Annotated in this window: 25 protein-coding genes; 24 read left to right on the top strand and 1 reads right to left on the bottom strand. The window is 44.6% G+C overall.

Annotation, left to right across the window (positions count from 1 at the left end):
- Positions 1-309: 309 nt before the first annotated feature.
- From OCU90_RS17445 to glmU, 23 genes are all read left to right on the top strand, one after another.
- Positions 310-1,059, top strand: a complete 750-nt coding sequence (locus OCU90_RS17445; RefSeq protein ID WP_026012349.1) for an amino acid ABC transporter substrate-binding protein — start codon at positions 310-312, stop codon at positions 1,057-1,059.
- Between the two features lie 129 nt (positions 1,060-1,188).
- Complete coding sequence (locus OCU90_RS17440; protein ID WP_004735796.1) at positions 1,189-1,860, top strand: amino acid ABC transporter permease; 672 nt, start codon at positions 1,189-1,191, stop codon at positions 1,858-1,860.
- The gene (locus OCU90_RS17435; RefSeq protein ID WP_004735798.1) at positions 1,857-2,594 is read left to right on the top strand and encodes an amino acid ABC transporter ATP-binding protein; all 738 of its coding nucleotides are present in this window, start codon (positions 1,857-1,859) and stop codon (positions 2,592-2,594) included. Before OCU90_RS17440 ends, OCU90_RS17435 begins: the two co-directional genes overlap by 4 nt.
- A gap of 206 nt (positions 2,595-2,800) precedes the next feature.
- Complete coding sequence (rpmH, locus tag OCU90_RS17430; RefSeq protein ID WP_004735800.1) at positions 2,801-2,935, top strand: 50S ribosomal protein L34; 135 nt, start codon at positions 2,801-2,803, stop codon at positions 2,933-2,935.
- A gap of 45 nt (positions 2,936-2,980) precedes the next feature.
- Positions 2,981-3,304 (top strand): ribonuclease P protein component, encoded by a 324-nt coding sequence (gene rnpA, locus OCU90_RS17425; RefSeq protein ID WP_017055478.1) that lies wholly within the window; start codon positions 2,981-2,983, stop codon positions 3,302-3,304.
- On the top strand, positions 3,271-3,528 hold the full coding sequence (gene yidD, locus OCU90_RS17420) for a membrane protein insertion efficiency factor YidD (RefSeq protein WP_004735802.1): 258 nt from the start codon (positions 3,271-3,273) through the stop codon (positions 3,526-3,528). The genes rnpA and yidD overlap by 34 nt, the downstream gene beginning before the upstream one ends.
- 2 nt (positions 3,529-3,530) lie before the next feature.
- On the top strand, positions 3,531-5,153 hold the full coding sequence (gene yidC / locus OCU90_RS17415) for a membrane protein insertase YidC (RefSeq protein ID WP_004735803.1): 1,623 nt from the start codon (positions 3,531-3,533) through the stop codon (positions 5,151-5,153).
- A gap of 130 nt (positions 5,154-5,283) precedes the next feature.
- Positions 5,284-6,645, top strand: coding sequence for a tRNA uridine-5-carboxymethylaminomethyl(34) synthesis GTPase MnmE (mnmE, locus tag OCU90_RS17410; protein ID WP_004735804.1), 1,362 nt, complete (start codon positions 5,284-5,286; stop codon positions 6,643-6,645).
- Between the two features lie 48 nt (positions 6,646-6,693).
- Complete coding sequence (mioC, locus tag OCU90_RS17405; protein ID WP_017077298.1) at positions 6,694-7,128, top strand: FMN-binding protein MioC; 435 nt, start codon at positions 6,694-6,696, stop codon at positions 7,126-7,128.
- A gap of 482 nt (positions 7,129-7,610) precedes the next feature.
- Entirely contained in the window at positions 7,611-9,506 is a 1,896-nt protein-coding gene (gene mnmG / locus OCU90_RS17400; protein ID WP_017077300.1) for a tRNA uridine-5-carboxymethylaminomethyl(34) synthesis enzyme MnmG, read from the top strand.
- The gene (gene rsmG / locus OCU90_RS17395) at positions 9,506-10,138 is read left to right on the top strand and encodes a 16S rRNA (guanine(527)-N(7))-methyltransferase RsmG (protein ID WP_017058801.1); all 633 of its coding nucleotides are present in this window, start codon (positions 9,506-9,508) and stop codon (positions 10,136-10,138) included. The genes mnmG and rsmG overlap by 1 nt, the downstream gene beginning before the upstream one ends.
- A 14-nt stretch (positions 10,139-10,152) precedes the next feature.
- Positions 10,153-10,926: a ParA family protein gene (locus tag OCU90_RS17390; protein ID WP_017077301.1), complete on the top strand. Its 774-nt coding sequence runs from the start codon at positions 10,153-10,155 to the stop codon at positions 10,924-10,926.
- 23 nt (positions 10,927-10,949) lie between these two features.
- Positions 10,950-11,831 carry a ParB/RepB/Spo0J family partition protein gene (locus tag OCU90_RS17385; RefSeq protein WP_017081731.1) on the top strand — a complete coding sequence of 294 codons (882 nt, stop codon included), beginning with the start codon at positions 10,950-10,952 and terminating at the stop codon, positions 11,829-11,831.
- A 191-nt stretch (positions 11,832-12,022) separates the two neighbouring features.
- Positions 12,023-12,412, top strand: a complete 390-nt coding sequence (locus OCU90_RS17380) for a F0F1 ATP synthase subunit I (protein ID WP_004735732.1) — start codon at positions 12,023-12,025, stop codon at positions 12,410-12,412.
- 8 nt (positions 12,413-12,420) lie between these two features.
- On the top strand, positions 12,421-13,218 hold the full coding sequence (atpB, locus tag OCU90_RS17375) for a F0F1 ATP synthase subunit A (protein WP_004735733.1): 798 nt from the start codon (positions 12,421-12,423) through the stop codon (positions 13,216-13,218).
- A 50-nt stretch (positions 13,219-13,268) separates the two neighbouring features.
- A complete protein-coding gene (atpE, locus tag OCU90_RS17370; RefSeq protein ID WP_004735734.1) occupies positions 13,269-13,526 on the top strand; it encodes a F0F1 ATP synthase subunit C in 258 nt (85 codons plus the stop codon).
- 58 nt (positions 13,527-13,584) lie between these two features.
- Entirely contained in the window at positions 13,585-14,055 is a 471-nt protein-coding gene (gene atpF / locus OCU90_RS17365) for a F0F1 ATP synthase subunit B (protein ID WP_017077303.1), read from the top strand.
- 15 nt (positions 14,056-14,070) lie between these two features.
- The gene (atpH, locus tag OCU90_RS17360; RefSeq protein ID WP_004735736.1) at positions 14,071-14,604 is read left to right on the top strand and encodes a F0F1 ATP synthase subunit delta; all 534 of its coding nucleotides are present in this window, start codon (positions 14,071-14,073) and stop codon (positions 14,602-14,604) included.
- A 13-nt stretch (positions 14,605-14,617) separates the two neighbouring features.
- Positions 14,618-16,159: a F0F1 ATP synthase subunit alpha gene (gene atpA / locus OCU90_RS17355; protein ID WP_061025209.1), complete on the top strand. Its 1,542-nt coding sequence runs from the start codon at positions 14,618-14,620 to the stop codon at positions 16,157-16,159.
- A gap of 48 nt (positions 16,160-16,207) precedes the next feature.
- A complete protein-coding gene (gene atpG / locus OCU90_RS17350; protein WP_004735739.1) occupies positions 16,208-17,074 on the top strand; it encodes a F0F1 ATP synthase subunit gamma in 867 nt (288 codons plus the stop codon).
- 34 nt (positions 17,075-17,108) lie between these two features.
- On the top strand, positions 17,109-18,512 hold the full coding sequence (atpD, locus tag OCU90_RS17345) for a F0F1 ATP synthase subunit beta (RefSeq protein WP_017077305.1): 1,404 nt from the start codon (positions 17,109-17,111) through the stop codon (positions 18,510-18,512).
- Between the two features lie 18 nt (positions 18,513-18,530).
- Complete coding sequence (locus OCU90_RS17340; RefSeq protein WP_004735742.1) at positions 18,531-18,953, top strand: F0F1 ATP synthase subunit epsilon; 423 nt, start codon at positions 18,531-18,533, stop codon at positions 18,951-18,953.
- Positions 18,954-19,168: 215 nt separating this feature from the next.
- Positions 19,169-20,527: a bifunctional UDP-N-acetylglucosamine diphosphorylase/glucosamine-1-phosphate N-acetyltransferase GlmU gene (gene glmU / locus OCU90_RS17335; RefSeq protein ID WP_061025211.1), complete on the top strand. Its 1,359-nt coding sequence runs from the start codon at positions 19,169-19,171 to the stop codon at positions 20,525-20,527.
- A gap of 127 nt (positions 20,528-20,654) precedes the next feature.
- Here the strand turns inward: glmU and punC are convergent, their stop codons facing one another.
- Complete coding sequence (gene punC, locus OCU90_RS17330) at positions 20,655-21,866, bottom strand: purine nucleoside transporter PunC (RefSeq protein WP_017090728.1); 1,212 nt, start codon at positions 21,864-21,866, stop codon at positions 20,655-20,657.
- Between the two features lie 163 nt (positions 21,867-22,029).
- Here punC and punR point away from each other — a divergent pair, with 163 nt between their 5' ends.
- Entirely contained in the window at positions 22,030-22,944 is a 915-nt protein-coding gene (gene punR, locus OCU90_RS17325) for a DNA-binding transcriptional activator PunR (RefSeq protein WP_004735746.1), read from the top strand.
- Positions 22,945-22,985 lie beyond the last annotated feature (41 nt).

Below are 22,985 nucleotides of genomic sequence, written 5' to 3'. Positions count from 1 at the left end.
GGTGCCCCACTCTATTTAAGTTATATGAAATGACCGCTAATTTTACCTGTTGATAAGTCAGATCACCAGCAATTGATCACAGATCCAGTGAATAAGATCCAAGTTATTCACAATAAATAGTGCAAAACTGGATGGATCCACACATCTTGCCCCTACTTTACTCACATAACGATCCACTTATGCCCGGATCCTTGCTAGTTATCCCCAAATCGAGAATACGATCTGGTTATGGTTAATAACATCTGGTTATTTATTCTATTGAGCAATTTCCCAGTAACATCCAACCCTATAAATATAAGGAGTTACCAAATGAATAACTGGATTAAGGCTGCAATTGCGGCTATCGCACTCTCTGCTGCTACTGTTCAAGCCGCGACTGAAGTTAAAGTCGGCATGTCTGGTCGCTACTTCCCATTTACGTTCGTTAAACAAGACCAACTACAAGGTTTTGAAGTGGATTTATGGGATGAGATCGGTAAACGTAACGATTACAAGGTTGAATACGTAACGGCAAACTTCTCTGGTCTGTTTGGTCTTCTTGAAACGGGTCGAATCGATACCATTTCAAACCAAATTACAATAACGGATGCGCGTAAAGCGAAATACCTATTCGCAGACCCTTACGTAGTAGACGGCGCACAAATTACCGTTCGTAAAGGTAATGACAGCATTAAAGGTATCGAAGACCTAGATGGTAAGACGGTTGCGGTAAACCTCGGCTCAAACTTTGAGCAACTGCTGCGCAGCTACGACAAAGATGGCAAAATCAATGTCAAAACCTACGATACCGGTATTGAACATGATGTCGCTCTTGGTCGTGCCGACGCTTTCGTAATGGATCGCCTATCAGCACTAGAGCTTATCAAGAAGACTGGTCTACCATTACAGCTAGCAGGACAACCATTCGAGACAATCGAAAACGCTTGGCCTTTCGTTAACAACGACAACGGTCAAAAACTGCAAGCAGAAGTAAACGAAGCATTAGCAGCAATGCGCGCAGATGGTACGCTAGAAAGTATCTCTCAGAAATGGTTTGGTGCGGACATTACTCAGAAGTAACGACTCACTTTCCCATTTGAGGCCCACTGCTTTACACAGCGGTGGGCTTTTTGCTTTTGTGCACTGATTAAAAAGCCTGATATAACAGTATTTCCAAACAATACTTCCAATAAAAATATGAGATAGATTATGGGATTTGACTTTAATTACATGCTAGGTCTGTTGCCAATACTGCTGAAGTATTTAGGCACCACTATGGAGATGGCAATCTGGGGCTTATTTTTCGCTCTGATTCTATCTTTGATACTGGCGAACATTCGTGTATTCAAAATCCCAGTACTCGACCAGCTTAGCCAACTGTATATTAGCTTCTTCCGAGGCACGCCACTGCTGGTGCAACTGTTCCTTCTATACTATGGCCTACCACAAGTGTTTCCGTGGATGGTTGGACTTGATGCGTTTGGCGCCGCGGTTATCGGCTTAACCTTACACTTTGCTGCTTACATGGCTGAAAGTATTCGTGCTGCCATTATCGGTATCGATCGTAGCCAAATGGAAGCCAGCCTCTCAGTCGGTATGACAACCAGCCAAGCCATGCGTCGAGTGATCTTGCCGCAGGCTACCCGTGTGGCACTGCCTTCTTTGATGAACTATTTCATCGATATGATTAAGTCGACTTCACTTGCATTCACCCTAGGTGTAGCCGAAATCATGGCTAAAGCTCAGATGGAAGCTTCTTCAAGTTTCCGCTTCTTCGAGGCTTTTTTAGCAGTCGCGCTGATTTACTGGGGCGTGGTGGTTATCCTCACTCGTATTCAAATTTGGGCCGAAGTGAAACTGAATAAGGCGTATGTACGATGATCAAATTACAAAATATCCACAAGCAGTTTGGTGACACCGAAGTATTGAAAGGGATCGACCTCGAAATCAAGCAAGGTGAGATAATTGTCATCATAGGTTCAAGTGGTACGGGTAAGTCTACCCTGCTGCGTTGTGTGAATTTTCTAGAGCAAGCCGATCAAGGTACGATTTCGATTGATGATATCAAGGTTGATACTCAGAAACACACTAAAGCAGAGGTGCTTGCACTGCGCCGTAAGACCGGTTTTGTGTTCCAAAACTATGCACTGTTCGCTCACCAAACGGCAAGGCAGAATATTGCGGAAGGTTTGATTACCGTTCGTGGTTGGAAAAAGCAGCAAGCTCATGAAAAAGCGCAACAAATACTCGATGATATTGGCCTAGGAGAGAAAACAGATAGCTATCCAGCAGCGCTCTCTGGTGGCCAGCAGCAACGTGTTGGTATTGGCCGTGCGATGGCTCTACAACCAGAGCTTTTATTGTTTGATGAGCCTACTTCAGCGCTCGATCCTGAGTGGGTTGGCGAAGTGCTTAACTTAATGAAAAAACTGGCAAATCAGCATCAAACCATGCTGGTGGTTACCCATGAAATGCAGTTCGCTAGAGAGGTCGCAGACCGAGTGATCTTCATGGCTGATGGTCACATTGTCGAACAGGGATCTCCACAGGATATTTTTGGTAATCCACAGGATCCTAAATTAAAGAAATTCTTAAATAAGGTCGGGATCGAATAAGGATCCTTGTGATTTTAGTTATTCTACGTATAATCCCCCGACCGGAATTTTAGTTAACCCAATCATTGACACTTTTTGTGACAGTGATTACAATTCCGCCTCTTTGTTGAGAGGCGTCGGTTTTCCTTTCTTATATAAAGAAGAGAAAAAATGCCCACGCCGGGTTTAACAAAAACCTAAAACTACTGATCAGTAAGGTAATTACAATGAAACGCACTTTTCAACCTACAGTTCTAAAGCGTAAGCGTACTCACGGTTTCCGTGCTCGCATGGCTACTAAGAACGGTCGCGCAACAATCAATGCACGTCGTGCAAAAGGCCGTAAGCGTCTTTCTAAGTAATCTTTGATTATTTTGAATAAGCTAGCCTTCGGTCGGGAGTTACGCTTGTTAACTCCCGAACATTATCAGAATGTCTTCAAGCAAGCTCATCGAGCAGGCTCCCCTCATTTCACCATCATTGCCCGAAATAACTCTCTTTCAAATCCTCGCCTTGGATTAGCTGTTCCGAAAAAGCAGATTAAAACCGCCGTGGGTCGTAACCGATTCAAGCGTCTTACTCGTGAAAGCTTTCGTAACACTCAACACAAACTTCCTAACAAAGATTTTGTTGTAATCGCTAAGAAGAGCGCGCAAGATTTAAGCAATGAAGAAATGTTCAAGCTACTCGACAAATTATGGCTTCGCCTGTCTCGCCCTTCGCGTGGATAGCGCTAATACCCATCTATTTTTATAGATGGTTTATTAGTCCACTCATCGGCCCACGCTGCCGATTTACTCCAACCTGCTCTTTATATGCGATAGAAGCGTTGAAAGCTCACGGTTTTGTAAAAGGGTGTTGGTTATCAGGCAAACGTCTATTAAAATGCCATCCTTTGAACGAAGGGGGCTTTGACCCCGTTCCACCAGTCCAAAAACAAGACAGAGATAAATAACGATGGATTCTCAACGTAATATCCTGTTAATCGCATTGGCTTTGGTTTCTTTCCTACTGTTCCAACAATGGAACGTAGCTCAGAACCCAGCTCCACAAGCGATTGAGCAGGCACAATCTGGCAGCACCCTACCAGCGCCATCTTATGCAGATGACTTAGACCCAGCTCCGGGCCAACAAGTCGCTTCTGCAAAAACTATCACAGTAACAACTGATGTACTGACTCTGTCAATTGATACGGTTGGTGGTGATGTCGTTCAAGCAAACCTAAATGATTACTCTGCTGAGTTTGATTCTGAAGATACATTTGTTCTTCTTAAGAACGAACCTGGTCACCAATTTATCGCACAAAGCGGTCTAGTTGGCCCTCAAGGTATCGATTTAAGCAGCACTAACCGCCCTAGCTACACGGTTTCAGCAGACAGCTTCACGCTTGCTGATGGTCAGGATGAACTACGCATCCCGATGACTTACCAAGCGAACGGCCTTGATTACACGAAAACATTCGTCCTTAAGCGTGGTAGCTACGCAATGGATGTTGAATACGATGTAGTCAACAACTCTGGTACTAACGCGACATTCGGCATGTACGCTCACCTACGTCAAAACGTTATGGATGACGGCGGTAGCTTAACAATGCCAACTTACCGTGGTGGTGCTTACTCTACAGAAGATACGCGTTACAAAAAATACAGCTTCGACGACATGCAAGATCGCAACCTGTCTCTTAACCTAGCCAATGGTCAAGGTTGGGCAGCGATGATTCAGCACTACTTTGCAAGTGCTTGGATCCCACGCGACGAAGCAGGCAGCAACCTTTACACTCGTGTCATTGGTAACCTTGGCGACATTGGTGTTCGCATGCCGAACAAAACCATCGCTACTGGCGACGAAGCAAGCTTTAAAGCAACGCTTTGGGTTGGTCCTAAACTTCAAGACCAAATGGCTGCTGTTGCACCAAACCTAGATCTAGTAGTTGACTACGGTTGGTTATGGTTCATTGCTAAACCACTTCATACTCTGCTTTCGTTCATTCAAGGCATCGTTGTGAACTGGGGTCTAGCAATCATCTGTCTAACGTTTATCGTTCGTGGTGCTATGTACCCACTAACGAAAGCTCAGTACACGTCTATGGCGAAAATGCGTATGCTTCAGCCTAAGCTGACTGCAATGCGTGAGCGTATTGGCGACGATCGTCAACGCATGAGCCAAGAAATGATGGAGCTGTACAAGAAAGAGAAAGTAAACCCACTTGGTGGCTGTTTACCTATCATCTTGCAAATGCCTATCTTCATTTCGCTATACTGGGCACTAATGGAGTCTGTTGAACTGCGTCACTCACCGTTCTTCGGTTGGATTACTGACCTTTCAGCACAAGACCCATACTACATCTTGCCACTTCTGATGGGTGCTTCAATGTTCCTAATCCAGAAGATGAGCCCGACAACTGTAACGGATCCAATGCAGCAGAAGATCATGACCTTTATGCCGGTTATGTTTACATTCTTCTTCCTGTTCTTCCCTTCAGGTCTGGTTCTTTACTGGCTAGTATCGAACATCGTAACTCTGATTCAGCAAACGCTTATCTACCGCGCGCTGGAAAAGAAAGGCTTACATTCTAAGTAAGTTCGATAATAGAAAGAGATAAAGAAAGGCGACCAAAAGGTCGCCTTTTTGTTTTTAGCTGATTACAATTCAGCTAATTGATTAATCGTGAACGCCCCTTTTTGGCTCTCACATGCTAGCAGGCACAACTATGACTACAGATACGATTGTTGCTCAAGCGACCGCGCCCGGCCGTGGTGGCGTCGGTATTATCCGCGTTTCCGGCCCATTGGCGACTCAGGTTGCCCTAGAAGTAACAGGAAAAACACTCAAGCCTCGCTACGCTGAGTACCTACCGTTTAAATCTGACGATGGCATCGAACTCGACCAAGGCATCGCGCTTTACTTCCCTAACCCACACTCGTTTACCGGCGAAGACGTATTAGAGTTGCAAGGCCACGGCGGCCCAGTGGTTATGGACATGCTAATCAAACGCATCCTAGCCATTTCAGGCGTGCGTGCAGCGCGTCCAGGTGAGTTTTCAGAACGTGCCTTCTTGAACGATAAGATGGATTTAACTCAAGCCGAAGCGATTGCTGACCTCATTGATGCCAGCTCAGAAGAAGCGGCTAAATCGGCGCTTCAATCGCTACAAGGCGAATTCTCTAAACGCATTAATACGCTTGTAGATTCTCTTATTTACTTAAGAATCTACGTTGAAGCAGCGATCGATTTCCCAGAAGAGGAAATTGATTTTCTTGCTGACGGTAAAGTCAGTACTGACTTACAGGCTATCATCGATAACCTCGAAGCTGTACGCCAAGAAGCGAATCAAGGTGCCATCATGCGTGAAGGCATGAAGGTCGTGATTGCAGGCCGCCCAAATGCCGGTAAATCGAGCCTATTGAATGCGCTGTCTGGCAAAGAATCTGCGATTGTGACCGATATTGCCGGCACCACACGTGATGTATTGCGTGAACATATCCATATTGACGGTATGCCACTGCACATTATCGATACCGCAGGCCTGCGTGATGCCTCTGATGAAGTAGAAAAAATCGGTATTGAACGCGCTTGGGAAGAAATTGCTCAGGCAGACCGAGTTTTATTTATGGTTGATGGCACGACAACAGACGCAACAGACCCGAAAGATATCTGGCCAGATTTCGTTGATCGTCTACCAGACAACATCGGAATGACGGTAATTCGTAATAAAGCGGATCAAACCAGTGAAGAGTTAGGCATTTGTCATGTTAACGATCCAACCCTGATTCGCTTATCAGCAAAAACAGGCCAAGGTGTCGACGCTCTGCGTAGCCACCTCAAGGATTGCATGGGCTTTGCTGGTGGTCATGAAGGTGGCTTTATGGCGCGCCGCCGCCACTTGGATGCACTAGAACGCGCATCGGAACACCTTGATATTGGGCAACAGCAGCTTGAAGGCTACATGGCCGGAGAGATATTAGCGGAAGAGCTTCGTATCACCCAACAGCACCTCAATGAGATCACAGGCGAGTTCAGTTCCGATGATCTTTTAGGTCGAATCTTCTCTTCATTCTGTATCGGTAAATAACCATAAAGGCTGGCTTACGCTGGCCTTTTCTTTTGTAAGGACAGCTTAATGATCCACATTATTACAGGCAGCACCTTAGGTGGCGCTGAATACGTTGGCGATCACCTTAACGATCTTCTAGAGGCTCAAGGGCACGAGATAGAACTTCATAATCAGCCTGAATACAATAATATTCCTCAGCAAGGTACTTGGTTAGTGGTGACATCAACACATGGTGCGGGTGATTTTCCCGATAATATCCAACCGTTGATCAACGCATTGACCCAAGAGTCTCCAGATTTAAGTGCTCTTCGTTATGCTGTTATCGCACTTGGTGATTCAAGTTACGATACCTTCTGTTCTGCGGGAAAATCAGTCCACAGCCAACTGAAAAAACTCGGTGCACAGCCTATTTCAGACTGCTTTACCATCGATGTATTGGAAACTCCGGTACCTGAGGATGCAGCTGAAGAGTGGTTTAACGATCATAGTGACCAGTTCTAGTCCCTCAATTTCCCCAAAAAGCGGCTTATGCCGCTTTTTTTGTCTCTGAATATCGTGATTGTGAATAACTTTTTTGAAAAAAATTCGAAAATTAAAGCAAAAACCTCAATTTTCTCTGTGGATAAGATCATACATATACGGTGATAAACCTATAGTTATCCAAATAACAACTTTCTAGCCAATTCTCCCCTGTGAATAAGTAGCCATTTTGATCCCAGCTAATCCTCATCATGATCAAAGTTAGATCACATACTTTGATCCAAAAAAGATCCATGATCTTGTTGATCATTTTTGACTTATCCACAGACACCCTCGATCCTAATAATAGATATAATAAAAGATCTCTATAAAGATCTTATCTATATTAATTAAAAACAGCTTTATCGAAAAATCCCAAAAACGTTTTCTCAAGCTATGAAAACAGGTAGAATATCGCTCCTTTTTATCAATCTAGAAAACGTTTGAATACCCGAGGTCGGTTCATGCTTTATCACGAAAAATTTGACGTCATCGTTGTTGGTGGTGGCCATGCAGGAACGGAAGCCGCACTCGCATCTGCACGTACTGGTCAAAGTACGTTACTACTCACTCATAATATCGATACGTTGGGACAAATGTCTTGCAACCCTGCTATTGGCGGGATCGGTAAGGGCCACTTGGTAAAAGAGGTCGATGCAATGGGTGGGTTAATGGCGCAAGCTATTGATCATGCAGGTATTCAGTTCAGAACGTTAAACGCATCAAAAGGTCCTGCGGTACGTGCAACTCGTGCACAAGCTGACCGCGCGCTTTACAAAGCCTTTGTTCGAAATGTTCTTGAAAACACGCCAAACCTAACTCTGTTTCAACAATCGGTTGATGACTTGATCGTTGAACAGGATCAAGTGGTGGGTGTTGTTACACAGATGGGCCTTAAGTTCCGCGCTAACGCTGTGGTACTGACGGTCGGTACATTTCTAGGTGGAAAGATCCATATTGGTATGGAAAGTTCTTCAGGTGGTCGTGCTGGTGATCCACCATCGATCGCACTGGCTGACCGTCTTCGTGATCTTCCATTCCGAGTTGATCGCCTGAAAACGGGTACACCTCCTCGTATCGATGCACGTAGCGTTGATTTTTCAGAGTTAGAGGTTCAGCACGGTGATAACCCAACACCTGTATTCTCGTTCATGGGTAACCGAGCTCAACAGCCTCGCCAAATTCCATGCTACATCACGCACACTAACGAAAATACGCATGACGTTATTCGTGCCAATCTCGATCGCAGCCCAATGTACGCGGGCGTGATTGAAGGTATTGGCCCGCGTTACTGTCCATCGATTGAAGACAAAGTGATGCGTTTTGCTGACAAGAACAGTCACCAGATTTTCATTGAACCTGAAGGTCTAACGACACATGAGCTATACCCGAATGGTATCTCGACAAGTTTGCCATTTGATGTTCAGGTAAAAATCGTTCACTCAATGAAAGGTTTTGAAAATGCTCATATCGTCCGTCCAGGCTATGCGATCGAGTATGATTTCTTTGATCCTCGTGACCTTAAGCTGACTTACGAAACTAAGTTTATTAAGGGTCTATTCTTTGCCGGTCAAATCAACGGTACCACTGGCTACGAAGAGGCGGCTGCACAAGGCTTGATGGCCGGTCTGAATGCAAGTTTGTTTACACAAGGCAAAGAAGGCTGGAGCCCGCGTCGTGACCAAGCTTACATGGGCGTTCTTATTGATGATCTATCGACGATGGGTACCAAAGAACCTTACCGTATGTTCACGTCTCGTGCGGAATACCGTTTGTTACTTCGTGAAGACAACGCTGATATCCGCTTGACTGAGAAGTCGCGTGAACTTGGCTTGGTGGATGATGCTCGTTGGGCTCGATTCAACGAGAAAGTAGAAAACATGGAGAAGGAACGTCAACGTCTAAAAGAAACGTGGATTAATCCAAAATCTGAAGATGTTGATCAACTGAACCAAATTCTTAAAACACCTATGTCTCGTGAAGCAAGCGGTGAAGATCTTCTTCGTCGCCCTGAAATGACTTATTCACAGCTAACGGCATTGGATCGTTTTGGCCCTGCATTGGAAGATCAACAAGCATCCGAGCAAGTTGAGATCCAAGTGAAGTACGATGGTTATATCCAGCGTCAACAAGACGAAATTGAAAAATCACTGCGTCATGAAAATACCAAATTGCCTGCTGATATCGATTACAGCAAGGTGAAAGGACTTTCTAACGAAGTGGTTCTTAAACTAACGACTGCTAAGCCTGACTCAATTGGTATTGCTTCTCGAATTTCAGGTATTACGCCTGCAGCAATCTCAATTCTGTTGGTTTATTTGAAAAAACACGGCCTGCTGAAAAAAGGTGAGGAAGCATAATGAGCGCATTACGCGAAAAACTGGATCACCTGATTGGCCAGACTGAACTTGAAGTATCTGAAAAGCAACGTGGCCAATTGGTTGGCTACGTTGAGTTACTGAACAAATGGAACAAGGCTTACAACCTAACGTCAGTTCGTGACCCGCAAGAAATGATGGTGAAACATATCTTAGATAGCATCATTGTTAGCACTCACTTACAAGGCAAGCGCTTTATTGATGTAGGAACAGGCCCTGGTCTTCCTGGGATTCCGCTCTCAATCATGAACCCTGACTGCGAGTTTTACTTGCTCGATAGCCTAGGTAAGCGTATTCGTTTTATTAAACAAGTGATTCATGAATTAGGCATCGACAACGTGGTACCGGTTCAAAGTCGTGTTGAAGAATTTCAACCCGAAGAAAAGTTTGATGCCGTGCTCAGTCGCGCATTTGCGTCAATGACAGACATGGTAGAGTGGTGTCACCATTTACCTAAAGAGCAATCCGGTGTATTTTTGGCTCTTAAGGGACAACATCCTAGAGACGAAATCGACCTGTTACCTGAATGGTGTTCAGTGACAGACATTAAAGCTTTGCAAGTGCCAGAGCTTGATGGAGAGCGTCATCTAGTTACTTTATCGCGTCAGGGATAATCAGCGAGGCCATAGTGGGTAAAATCGTAGCAATTGCCAACCAGAAGGGCGGCGTAGGAAAAACAACAACTTGCATTAATTTGGCAGCATCAATGGCGGCAACAAAACGCAAGATATTGGTTGTTGACCTCGATCCTCAAGGTAATGCCACTATGGCGAGCGGTGTCGACAAGTATCAAGTTGAAGCAACTGCTTACGATTTGCTGGTTGAAGACACCCCATTTGATGAGGTAGTTTGCCGAAGTACATCTGGCAACTATGACCTCATCGCCGCAAACGGTGATGTGACTGCGGCAGAAATCAAGTTAATGGAAGTATTTGCTCGTGAAGTTCGTTTAAAAAACGCACTCGAATCCATTCGCGACAACTATGATTTCATCTTTATTGATTGCCCACCTTCATTAAACCTTCTTACAATCAACGCGATGGCTGCGGCCGATTCCGTATTGGTTCCTATGCAATGTGAATATTTTGCTTTGGAAGGTTTGACTGCGTTGATGGATACCATCAGTAAGCTGGCTGCGGTAGTAAACGAGAACCTGAAGATCGAAGGTCTTCTTCGTACAATGTATGATCCTCGTAACCGCTTATCGAATGAAGTCTCTGATCAACTCAAAAAACACTTCGGTAGCAAAGTTTACCGAACTGTGATCCCTCGAAATGTACGTTTGGCAGAAGCGCCGAGTCATGGCAAGCCAGCAATGTACTACGACAAATATTCCGCAGGTGCTAAGGCATATCTTGCTCTTGCAGGCGAAATGTTGCGTCGTGAAGAAGTCCCAGTATAGGTCTAACCAAAGGAATTCGCTCAATGTCTAAGCGTGGTTTAGGAAAAGGGTTAGATGCATTGCTTGCAACTAGCTCATTGGCTCGTGAAAAACAACAAGTTGCTTCTCATAGTCAGGCTTTGTCTGCAGAAGGCGAGTTCACAGAGATTGCTATTGGTAGCTTGAAGCCAGGTGTATATCAACCGCGTAAGGATATGGCGCCAGAAGCGCTAGAAGAGCTGGCCGCATCTATTCAATCTCAAGGTATTATTCAACCTATTGTCGTGCGTCCTTTAGCGTATGGTCAATATGAGATTATCGCTGGTGAGCGCCGTTGGAGAGCTGCGCGTCAAGCTGGCTTAAAACAGGTGCCGTGCTTGGTCAAGAAGGTTGAAGACAAAGCTGCGATTGCGATGGCATTGATTGAAAACATTCAGCGTGAAGACTTGAATGTTATCGAAGAAGCACAAGCGCTAGAGCGCTTACAGAACGAATTCGAGCTGACACATCAACAAGTCGCCGAAGTGATCGGTAAATCGAGAGCAACGGTTAGTAACTTATTACGTCTAAATCAGCTAGAAAATGAAGTAAAAGGTTTAGTTTCCAATAAACAACTGGAAATGGGTCATGCTCGAGCATTGCTTGCGCTTGAAGGTGATACCCAGATTGAAGCAGCAAACACTGCGGCAACCAAAAAAATGACCGTGCGTCAAACTGAGCAGCTTGTCAAAAAGTGCTTAAAACCAGACGTTGAACCAGAATCGAAGCCTGAAGACACAGAAGCTATCGAACTTTCACGAAGACTCACGGAAAAATTGCAAGCAAACGTTTCAGTTACTCGTTCTGTTAGCGGTAAGTCAAAAGTGACGATTACTCTTGATGAGCCTCACAAATTAGAGCAACTTATTGCTAAACTAGAGTACTAAATGAGATAATTGATTTAGGTCAATTATGTAATAAACAAGTAATTTCGTACAAAAGTTGTCGGTTTGTATGCAAAAATGTAAAAGATTGCTGCATTGTGATTGCAATCAATTTGGCTGAACGTATAATTTTCGCCAATTTCTCAGCACGCTTATAAGCGAGTGGTAAAGTGGGCTTAAAGAGGAACGAATACATGGTAGCGGCGTTAGCAAGACCAGGACGAGTGCTTGCAAAGCAAATGTTATTGATCGAGCTTAGCGCGGTTATATTAGTGGCGATAGGGTTAGGTTTAGCTGTTAATCCTGATTGGGGTTTTGCTGCATTAATCGGTGGCGGTATTTTTGTCATCGCGAATGTAGTTTTTTGTGTGTGTGCTTTCCTATTTTGTGGAGCTCGTGCAACTAAGTTAGTTGCGGCGTCGTTCTATGCTGGCGAAGTGCTCAAAATCTTAATCACAGTTTTACTATTCTCTATTGTCTACATGTATATGCAGGTGGAATTAATTCCCCTCAAACTGACCTATTTACTGGTTCTAGGTATTAATATCTTTGCGCCAGTGCTTTTCATTAACAATAAAAAATAGGATGAGTTATGGCTGCGCCAACAGCATCCGGATACATTGAACACCATTTACAAAACCTTTCTTTAGCTAAGTTTGGTCTTGTAGAGGAAACAAGTTTCTGGAACGTACATATAGACAGTCTGTTTTTTTCTGTGCTGACAGGGGTGTTATTCCTTTGGGTTTTTCGCTCAGTCGCTAAGAAAGCAACAGTAGGTGTACCTGGTAAGCTTCAGTGTTTTGTTGAAATGGTAGTGGAATTCGTTGGCGACAACGTTAAAGAAACTTTCCATGGCCGCAATCCTCTGGTAGCTCCATTAGCACTGACTATATTCTGCTGGATTATCATAATGAACTTGATGGACTTAGTGCCTATCGATTTCTTACCGTATCCTGCAGAGCATTGGCTAGGTATCCCTTACTTGAAAGTGGTTCCTACAGCTGATGTAAATATAACAATGGCAATGGCTTTAGGTGTTTTTGCTCTGATGATCTACTACAGCATCAAAGTAAAAGGCTTAGGCGGATTTGCTAAAGAATTGGCACTGCATCCATTTAATCACCCAATCATGATTCCATTTAACTTGGTGCTTGAGGTAATTTCGTTATTAGCGAAGCCACTATCTCTAGGTATGCGTTTATTTGGTAATATGTTTGCGGGTGAGGTGGTGTTTATTCTTATCGCGGCAATGCTACCGTGGTACTTACAATGGGTAGGTGCACTACCTTGGGCTATCTTCCATATCTTGGTTATTTTGATTCAAGCGTTTGTTTTCATGATGTTGACAATCGTTTACCTATCAATGGCCCATGAAGATAGTGATCACTAAAAAAATTTTTAAGCTTTATTCTAACTATTAATGTTAATCGGAGAACGTAAATGGAAACTGTACTAAGTTTTTCAGCAATCGCTGTTGCTATCATTGTTGGTCTTTGTGCCGTAGGTACTGCAATTGGTTTTGCTATTCTTGGTGGTAAATTCCTAGAAGGCGCTGCGCGTCAACCTGAAATGGCTCCAATGCTACAAGTTAAGATGTTCATCATCGCTGGTCTACTGGATGCTGTTCCAATGATCGGTATCGTAATCGCACTACTATTCACGTTTGCTAACCCATTTGTAAGTCAGCTAGCAGGCTAATTAACTCTTAATAGTTAATTAAATTTTTGTAGTTGATTCTTAACGAGGAGTAGCTGTTGTGAATATGAACGCAACTCTGTTAGGTCAAGCAATTGCTTTTTCGCTGTTTGTTTGGTTCTGCATGAAATATGTATGGCCACCAATCATGCAAGCAATTGAAGAGCGTCAGAAGAAAATTGCTGACGGTCTTGTAGCCGCTGAACGCGCTGCTAAAGACTTGAACCTGGCACAAGCCAACGCTTCTGAGCAAATGAAGGAAGCGAAGCGCACTGCAACTGAGGTTATTGATCAGGCAAACAAACGTAAAGCTCAAATTATTGATGAAGCTCGCGAAGAGGCTCAGGCAGAACGCCAGAAGATCTTAACGCAAGCTGAAGCTGAAATTGAAGCTGAACGCACACGTGCCCGTGATGACCTGCGCAAACAAGTCGCAACTCTGGCTATAGCTGGTGCTGAGAAAATCCTTGAGCGTACAATCGATAAAGATGTACACAATGATCTTCTTAACAACATTACTGCAAAACTTTAAAGCAAGGGGCTGTATATGTCTGATTTGACTACAATCGCACGCCCCTATGCTAAAGCAGCGTTTGACTTTGCGGTAGATAAAGGTGAGCTAGACCAATGGGGTCAAATGCTTACTTTTGCTGCCGAAGTGGCACAAAATGATGATGTTCATAATTTATTAAGCAGTTCAATGACTGCTGAAAAGTTAGCTGAAATATTCATTGTAATTTGTGGCGAACAATTTGATGAATTCGGCCAGAACTTAATTAAAGTGATGGCAGAGAATGGTCGTTTAATGGCCTTTCCTGATGTTTGTAAACAGTTCTTATTGCTTAAACAAGAGCACGAGAAAGAAATCGACGTTGATGTTACTTCAGCGGTTGAACTTTCTGAAGAACAGCGCACAAGCATCATCAGCAAATTGGAACTGCGCCTAGCGCGCAAAGTTCAGCTGAATTGCAGTATAGATGAGACTCTACTTAGTGGAGTTATTATTCGAGCCGGAGACCTAGTCATCGATAACTCAGCGCGCAGTCGTTTAGACCGCCTGAGCGATGCATTGCAGTCTTAATGGGGATTGGAGCATGCAACTTAATTCCACTGAAATTAGCGATCTAATTAAACAACGTATTGAATCTTTCGACGTTGTTAGTGAAGCTCGCAATGAAGGTACTATCGTTTCTGTAAGCGATGGCATCCTTAGCATCCACGGCCTAGCGGACGTGATGCAAGGTGAAATGATCGAACTACCGGGTGGCCGTTACGCGCTAGCACTAAACTTGAACCGTGATTCGGTTGGTGCTGTTGTAATGGGCCCGTATGCTGACCTACAGGAAGGCATGAAAGTTACAGGTACTGGTCGTATTCTTGAAGTACCAGTAGGTCCTGAAATGCTTGGTCGTGTTGTAAACACGCTAGGTGAGCCAATTGATGGTAAAGGTCCTATCGAAGCGAAACTAACTTCGCCTGTAGAAATTATCGCACCAGGTGTAATCGACCGTAAATCGGTAGATCAACCTGTTCAAACTGGTTACAAGTCAGTTGACTCAATGATCCCTATCGGTCGTGGTCAACGTGAACTAGTAATCGGTGACCGTCAGACTGGTAAAACAGCAATGGCGATCGATGCGATTATCAACCAGAAAGACTCTGGTATTTTCTCTATCTACGTAGCTATCGGCCAAAAAGCGTCGACTATTGCTAACGTAGTTCGCAAACTAGAAGAGCACGGCGCACTGGCTAACACTGTTGTTGTTGTTGCATCTGCTTCTGAATCTGCTGCGCTGCAATACCTTGCACCGTATGCTGGTTGTGCGATGGGTGAATACTTCCGTGATCGCGGCGAAGATGCACTGATTGTTTATGATGATCTATCTAAGCAAGCGGTAGCTTACCGTCAAATTTCACTACTACTTAAGCGTCCACCTGGCCGTGAAGCGTTCCCTGGTGATGTTTTCTACCTTCACTCTCGTCTACTAGAGCGTGCTGCTCGTGTAAGCGAAGCATACGTAGAAAAGTTCACTAACGGTGAAGTGACAGGCAAGACTGGTTCTTTAACTGCTCTTCCTATCATCGAAACGCAAGCTGGTGACGTATCTGCATTCGTACCAACGAACGTAATCTCGATTACTGATGGTCAGATCTTCCTACAAACTGAACTATTCAACGCGGGCGTACGTCCAGCTGTTGACCCTGGTATCTCAGTTTCTCGTGTAGGTGGTTCGGCGCAGACTAAAATCATCAAGAAGCTATCTGGCGGTATCCGTACTGCTCTAGCTCAATACCGTGAACTAGCAGCATTTGCACAGTTCTCATCGGATCTTGATGAAGCGACCAAAAAGCAACTAGACCACGGTCAAAAAGTTACAGAACTGATGAAGCAGAAGCAATACGCTCCTATGTCTGTATTTGACCAAGCTCTAGTAATCTTCGCTGCAGAGCGTGGATACCTTCAAGACGTAGAACTGTCAAAAGTTCTAGATTTTGAAGCTGCTTTACTGTCGTTTGCTCGTGGTCAATACGCTGATCTAGCAACACAGATCGACGCAACGGGTGCTTTCAACAAAGAAATCGAAGTTGAGCTGAAGAAGCTTGTTGACGATTTCAAGGCAACCCAGACCTGGTAATTGGTAGGTGGTCTTAGGGCCACCTCATACCATTAACGGAGAGTAACGATGGCCGGCGCAAAAGAGATACGTAATAAAATCGGTAGTGTTAAAAGCACACAGAAGATTACGAAAGCAATGGAAATGGTAGCAGCTTCGAAAATGCGTCGTTCTCAAGACGCAATGGAAGCTACTCGTCCATATGCAGAAACAATGCGTAAAGTGATCGGTCATTTGGCTAATGGTAGCCTCGAGTATAAGCATCCTTATCTTGAGGAACGTGAAGCCAAACGTGTTGGTTACATCATCGTTTCTACAGACCGTGGTCTTTGTGGTGGTTTGAACATTAACTTGTTCAAAAAAGCTATGAACGACATGAAAGATTGGTCTGAGAAAGGTGCTGATGTAGAGCTTGCAATTGTAGGCTCTAAAGCAACAGCATTTTTCAATAACAGCGGCGCGAAAGTAGCAGCTCAAGTTTCTGGTCTGGGTGATCGCCCAAGCCTTGAAGACTTGATTGGCTCTGTAAGCGTTATGCTGAAGAAATATGATGAAGGTGAATTGGATCGCCTGTTCGTAGTGTTTAACAGATTTGAAAACACTATGGTTCAAGAACCAACGATCGATCAATTACTTCCTTTGCCTAAATCAGACAGCGAAGAAATGAAACGCAGTCATTCTTGGGACTACATTTATGAGCCCGAGCCAAAACCACTACTAGATGCACTATTAGTTCGATACGTCGAATCTCAAGTGTATCAAGGTGTGGTCGAGAATCTTGCTTGTGAGCAAGCAGCTCGAATGATTGCAATGAAATCAGCAACAGATAACGCTGGTGACATTATTGATGACTTAGAACTTGTGTATAACAAAGCCCGTCAATCGGCGATTACACAAGAACTTTCTGAGATCGTTTCAGGCGCAGCTGCGGTTTAAGCTTAGGTAAAACTAAATAGTTAGAGGATTAACGATGGCTACAGGTAAGATCGTACAGATCATTGGTGCGGTAGTCGACGTAGAGTTCCCACAGGGCGAAGTACCTCGTGTATACGATGCTCTGAATGTTAATGAAGTGACAGAACGTCTAGTTCTTGAAGTTCAGCAACAACTTGGCGGTGGCGTAGTACGCGCAATCGTAATGGGTAGCTCTGATGGTTTACGTCGTGGTTTGACAGTTGAAAATACTGGCGCTCCAATCTCGGTACCAGTAGGTACTAAGACACTTGGTCGTATCATGAACGTCCTAGGTGACGCAATTGATGAGTGTGGTGAAATCGGTGCTGAAGAGCATTACGCAATTCACCGCGAAGCTCCAAGCTACGAAGAGCAGTCTAACGAGACTTCTCTTCTAGAAACTGGTGTTAAAGTAATCGACTTGATTTGTCCATTCGCTAAGGGTGGTAAAATCGGTCTATTCGGTGGTGCTGGTGTAGGTAAGACCGTTAACATGATGGAACTTATCAACAACATCGCACTTCAACACTCAGGCCTATCTGTATTTGCAGGTGTAGGTGAGCGTACTCGTGAAGGTAACGATTTCTACTTTGAGATGCAGGAAGCAGGTGTTGTAAACATCGAAAACCCTGAAGAATCAAAAGTAGCGATGGTTTACGGTCAGATGAACGAGCCACCAGGTAACCGTCTACGTGTTGCACTGACTGGTCTAACAATGGCTGAGCGCTTCCGTGACGAAGGTCGTGACGTTCTACTGTTTGTTGATAACATCTACCGTTACACACTAGCAGGTACTGAAGTATCAGCACTTCTAGGTCGTATGCCTTCTGCGGTAGGTTACCAACCTACACTAGCTGAAGAAATGGGTGTTCTACAAGAGCGTATCACGTCAACTAAAGCTGGTTCTATCACGTCTGTACAGGCGGTATATGTACCTGCGGATGACTTGACTGACCCGTCTCCAGCAACAACGTTCGCTCACTTAGATGCAACGGTAGTGCTTAACCGTAATATCGCATCTATGGGTCTATACCCAGCGATCGACCCGCTAGATTCTACTTCACGTCAACTGGATCCATTGGTAGTTGGACAAGAGCACTACGACATCGCTCGTGGCGTTCAGTCTACTCTTCAGCGCTATAAAGAGCTGAAAGATATCATTGCTATCCTAGGTATGGACGAGCTATCTGAAGAAGATAAGCAAGTTGTATCTCGTGCTCGTAAGATTGAGAAGTTCCTAACTCAGCCTTACCACGTAGCGGAAGTATTTACAGGTGACCCAGGCGTTTACGTACCTCTTAAAGAGACTCTACGTGGCTTCCAAGGTCTTCTATCTGGTGAATACGATGACATTCCAGAGCAAGCGTTCATGTACTGTGGTGCAATTGACGAAGCTATTGAGAATGCTAAGAAGCTATAAGGCTAACTAGGAGGCGATATGGCAGCAATAACCTTTCACCTAGACGTTGTAAGTGCAGAGAAACAAATTTTCTCAGGCCTTGTTGAGACGTTTCAGGTGACCGGTAGTGAGGGTGAGCTTGGTATTTTCCATGGTCACACTCCACTGCTGACCGCTATCAAGCCTGGTATGGTGCGTATTGTTAAGCAGCACGGCCACGAAGAAATTATTTATGTTTCTGGTGGTATGGTAGAAGTTCAACCTGGTACAGCGACTGTACTGGCTGATACGGCTATCCGTGGTGAAGAACTAGACGCAGCAAAGGCGGAAGAAGCTAAACGCAAGGCTGTGGAGAATATCCAAAATCAGCATGGCGATATAGACTTCGCACAAGCGGCCGGTGAACTGGCTAAAGCCATTGCTCAGTTACGAGTTATCGAACTGACAAAACAGCGTCGTTAATCTTTTATAAGATTACTGACTCTGAGATAAAGGCGACCTAAGGGTCGCCTTTTTGCATTTTTAGGTTATCCCGCCCTGAAATGTGGTTACACATTGAGGACTAATGATGACCCTTTTACGTATCAGTACTGGTTAAATAGCTATTACAATTTAATTTGTTAGCTAAAAACGGTTACAATATCGGCTTAATAAAAATAATGTTGGATAGGTTTACAATGAAGTTTAGCGCGGTAATTCTCGCAGCGGGCAAAGGCACTCGCATGTATTCAAACACACCAAAGGTTCTGCACACGCTTGCAGGTAAGCCAATGGTGAAGCATGTTATCGATACCTGTAATGGTCTAGGTGCTCAAAACATCAACTTGGTTTACGGTCACGGTGGTGATCAGATGAAGACTACTTTAGCTGAAGAATCGGTAAACTGGGCACTGCAAGCTGAGCAGTTGGGTACTGGCCACGCTGTGGATCAGGCATCTGCACATTTCGCTGATGATGAAAAAGTACTAGTGCTATACGGTGATGTTCCATTGATTTCACCTCAAACCATTGAAAACCTATTAGACGCTCAACCAAACGGTGGCATCGCGCTACTTACGGTCGTGTTAGACAACCCAATGGGCTACGGTCGTATTATTCGTCGTAATGGCCCTGTTGTGGCTATCGTTGAGCAGAAAGATGCAACGGATGAGCAGAAGCTTATCAAAGAGATCAACACTGGCGTTATGGTTGCGACTGGTGGCGATCTGAAGCGTTGGTTGTCTGGCTTAAGCAACGATAACGCACAAGGTGAATACTACCTGACTGACGTTATTGCAGCGGCTCACGATGAAGGTCGTGCTGTAGAAGCTGTACACCCAGTAAGCCCTATTGAAGTTGAAGGCGTGAACGACCGCTCTCAACTGGCTCGTTTAGAACGCGCTTATCAAGCTGAGCAAGCCGACAAACTATTGAAGCAAGGCGTTATGCTACGTGACCCAAGCCGCTTTGATCTACGCGGTGAATTGCAGTGCGGTATGGATGTTGAGATTGATACTAACGTTATCATCGAAGGCAGCGTAAGCATTGGCGACAACGTGGTTATCGGTACCGGTTGTGTATTGAAAGACTGTGAGATCGATGACAACACCATCGTGCGTCCATACAGTGTAATTGAAGGTGCAACGGTCGGTGAAGACTGTACGGTTGGTCCTTTCACTCGTCTACGTCCTGGTGCTGACATGCGTAATAACTCGCACGTTGGTAACTTCGTTGAAGTGAAGAACACTCGCCTTGGTGAGGGCTCTAAAGCGAATCACCTAACGTACTTAGGCGATGCTGAAATTGGTCAGCGCGTAAACGTGGGTGCAGGTGCTATCACTTGTAACTATGATGGCGCAAACAAGTTTAAGACCATCATCGGCGATGACGTATTCGTTGGCTCAGATAGTCAATTAATTGCTCCCGTTACTATTGGTAATGGCGCTACCGTTGGTGCTGGCTCTACAGTAACTCGTGATGTTGCTGAAAATGAGTTAGTTATCAGTCGTGCTAAAGAACGTAAGATTGCTGATTGGAAACGTCCAACTAAGAAGTAAGTACTAACGTCCAAAAGATATTTTGATACAAGCCAGTAGCAATGCTACTGGCTGCTTTCTAAATAACTTTAGATATAAAAAAAGAGCGAGATTACTCGCTCTTTTTTTGTTTTCGTTAAACGATAAACTAGTCTTGCTTATCGTCAGCAACCACTCGAGAGTTATCCGGTGTTGCGAAGTGTTCAGAAAGCTCTTTGTTCGAAACAATATAGCCAACCCACAATGCACCTAAACAAATCACTACCGCTATTCCTGTTGCGCTTAGTGCTTGGCTTGCCATTGCTGCAACCAATGCACTTGCTAGGCCACTAATACTGATTTGCAGGCTGTTTTGTAAGCCAGCCGCTGTCGCAGGGCTCTGTTTCGCGCTTGATAGGGCACGGTTTACTACGATTGGGTAAAGTGCGCCATTCGCTACGGCAATTAGACAGAAAGGTGCGAGTAGAGGCCAGATCGAAGTCAGTTCCCATTGTGATGCAATGAAAATCAGTAATGCGGCAACACTAAACAAACCAATAAGATTTCTTAGTACGACACCATCGCCATACTTCTTCACTGCCTGCTTACCGAAGTAACCACCCGCCATGAATGCAATGGTTTGTGGAATAAAGCTCAAGCCGATGTCTTTTGCTTCATAACCCAGTTGAGCCATGATCTCTGGCATACCGGTTAGGTAAGCGAAGAACGCTGCTGACGCTGAAGCAAACATCAACACATTACCCATGTAAGGCTTTGAATGAAGCAGTGCTTTGATATCGGTTTTGATCGACGTTTGTTTTACTTCTGGCGCTTCTTTTGGTTGAGCCATGGTCGTTGCGATCAACAATGCGCCCATTAGCGTCAGTGTGATAAAGATACTGTGCCAACCAAAGCTGTCTGCTAGCAACACACCCAGTTGCGGTGCTAATGCTGGAGATAGCGCTACTAGAGGCATGATAGTCGCAAAAATTTGCTGGCTGCTGCTTTGAGAGTAACGCTTAATAACCATTGCTTGCCAGATTACCGCAGGCGCACACACACCGATCGCTTGAATGAAGCGCAGCGTTAGTAGGTGCCATACTTCGGTACTGAATGCTAAGCCGAATGAAGCTGCAGTAAAGATAACAAGACCAACCGCTAGCGTATTACGGTGACCATACTTGTCACTCGCCAGACCCCAAAGAAGCTGACCCATTGCCATACCACCAAGGAATACGGTTAGAGACAGAGCAATCTGCTCTGGACCGGTTGCAAAATCGACTTCCATTGCCTTAAATGCAGGAAGGTACATATCGGTCGCAATAAAGCCAAGCATAGAAAGAACTGCAAGGTAGACCAATTGAAATTTAGAAATATTCATAAGATGCCATTAAGCTAAAGGTAGTGATGTTTTTATCATCAAAAAAATTGTTAGATACTCAGGAGAAAGAACCCCTGTTTATTTATGCTGACATTCTATTTTTCAGAGCTGATAAAATAAAACGCTAAAATATGTAGTTATCAATCAAAAAATTTGAAGGCTTATGTTCTCTAAATCCTCGTTAGAAATGCTTGATACCGTTGCTCGCTTGGGCAGCTTCACTGCGGCTGCAGAGCAATTGCACAAAGTACCATCGGCGATCAGCTATGGGGTTAGGCAGGTAGAGCAAGAGCTTGATGTTCTACTTTTCAGACGCTTACCAAGAAAAGTAGAGCTGACGCCTGCTGGGGAGCTGTTTATTGAAGAGGCTCGTCAACTGCTGAGACAGATGGAAGAACTCAGTGCGCAAACTCGTCGAGCTGCGCGTGGTTGGAAGAAAACCTTACGTCTAACCCTTGATAACGTGGTTAAGCTCGACAAGATGAAGCCGATGATTGAAGAGTTTTATCAAACCTTTGAGTTCGCTGAGCTGCAGATCAACATGGAAGTGTTTAATGGTTCTTGGGAAGCTATTGCACAGGGGAGGGCCGATGTCGTCATTGGAGCCACTTCGGCGATTCCGGTTGGCGGTGACTTTGAAGTTAAGGATATGGGGCGGTTAGATTGGGCATTTGTGATGTCACCCAGTCACCCATGTGTACGAGAGCAAAACCTTAATGAAGCCTTTGTTAGCCAGTATCCCGCGATCTGTTTGGATGATACCTCTAGTGTACTGCCAAAGCGTCACACTGGCCATTATGCGAGTCAGAGACGTCTTCTATTACCTAATTGGTACAGTGCGATAGAGTGCCTCAAGAATGGTGTTGGGGTGGGTTACATGCCAAGGCATATTGCCGCGCCTATTATCGAACAAGGCTTGCTGGTGGAAAAAATACTACCGGAGCCTAGCCCGCAGAGTCACTGTTGTTTGGTGTGGAGAAAAGATGACAACCATAAATTGATCGAATGGATGGTCAAATATCTAGGATCAAGTGAACAGCTGCACCAAGATTGGTTGGATCATCGTAAAGCACTTTAATGATCTATTTGAAATAGGATCGTGTGAGGTTTATCGGAAAC

Source organism: Vibrio splendidus, from assembly GCF_024347615.1.
Classification (GTDB): Bacteria; Pseudomonadota; Gammaproteobacteria; order Enterobacterales; family Vibrionaceae; genus Vibrio; species Vibrio splendidus.
The sequence above is the reverse complement of the archived record's forward strand: the minus strand, read 5'-3'. Positions and strand labels throughout refer to the sequence as shown.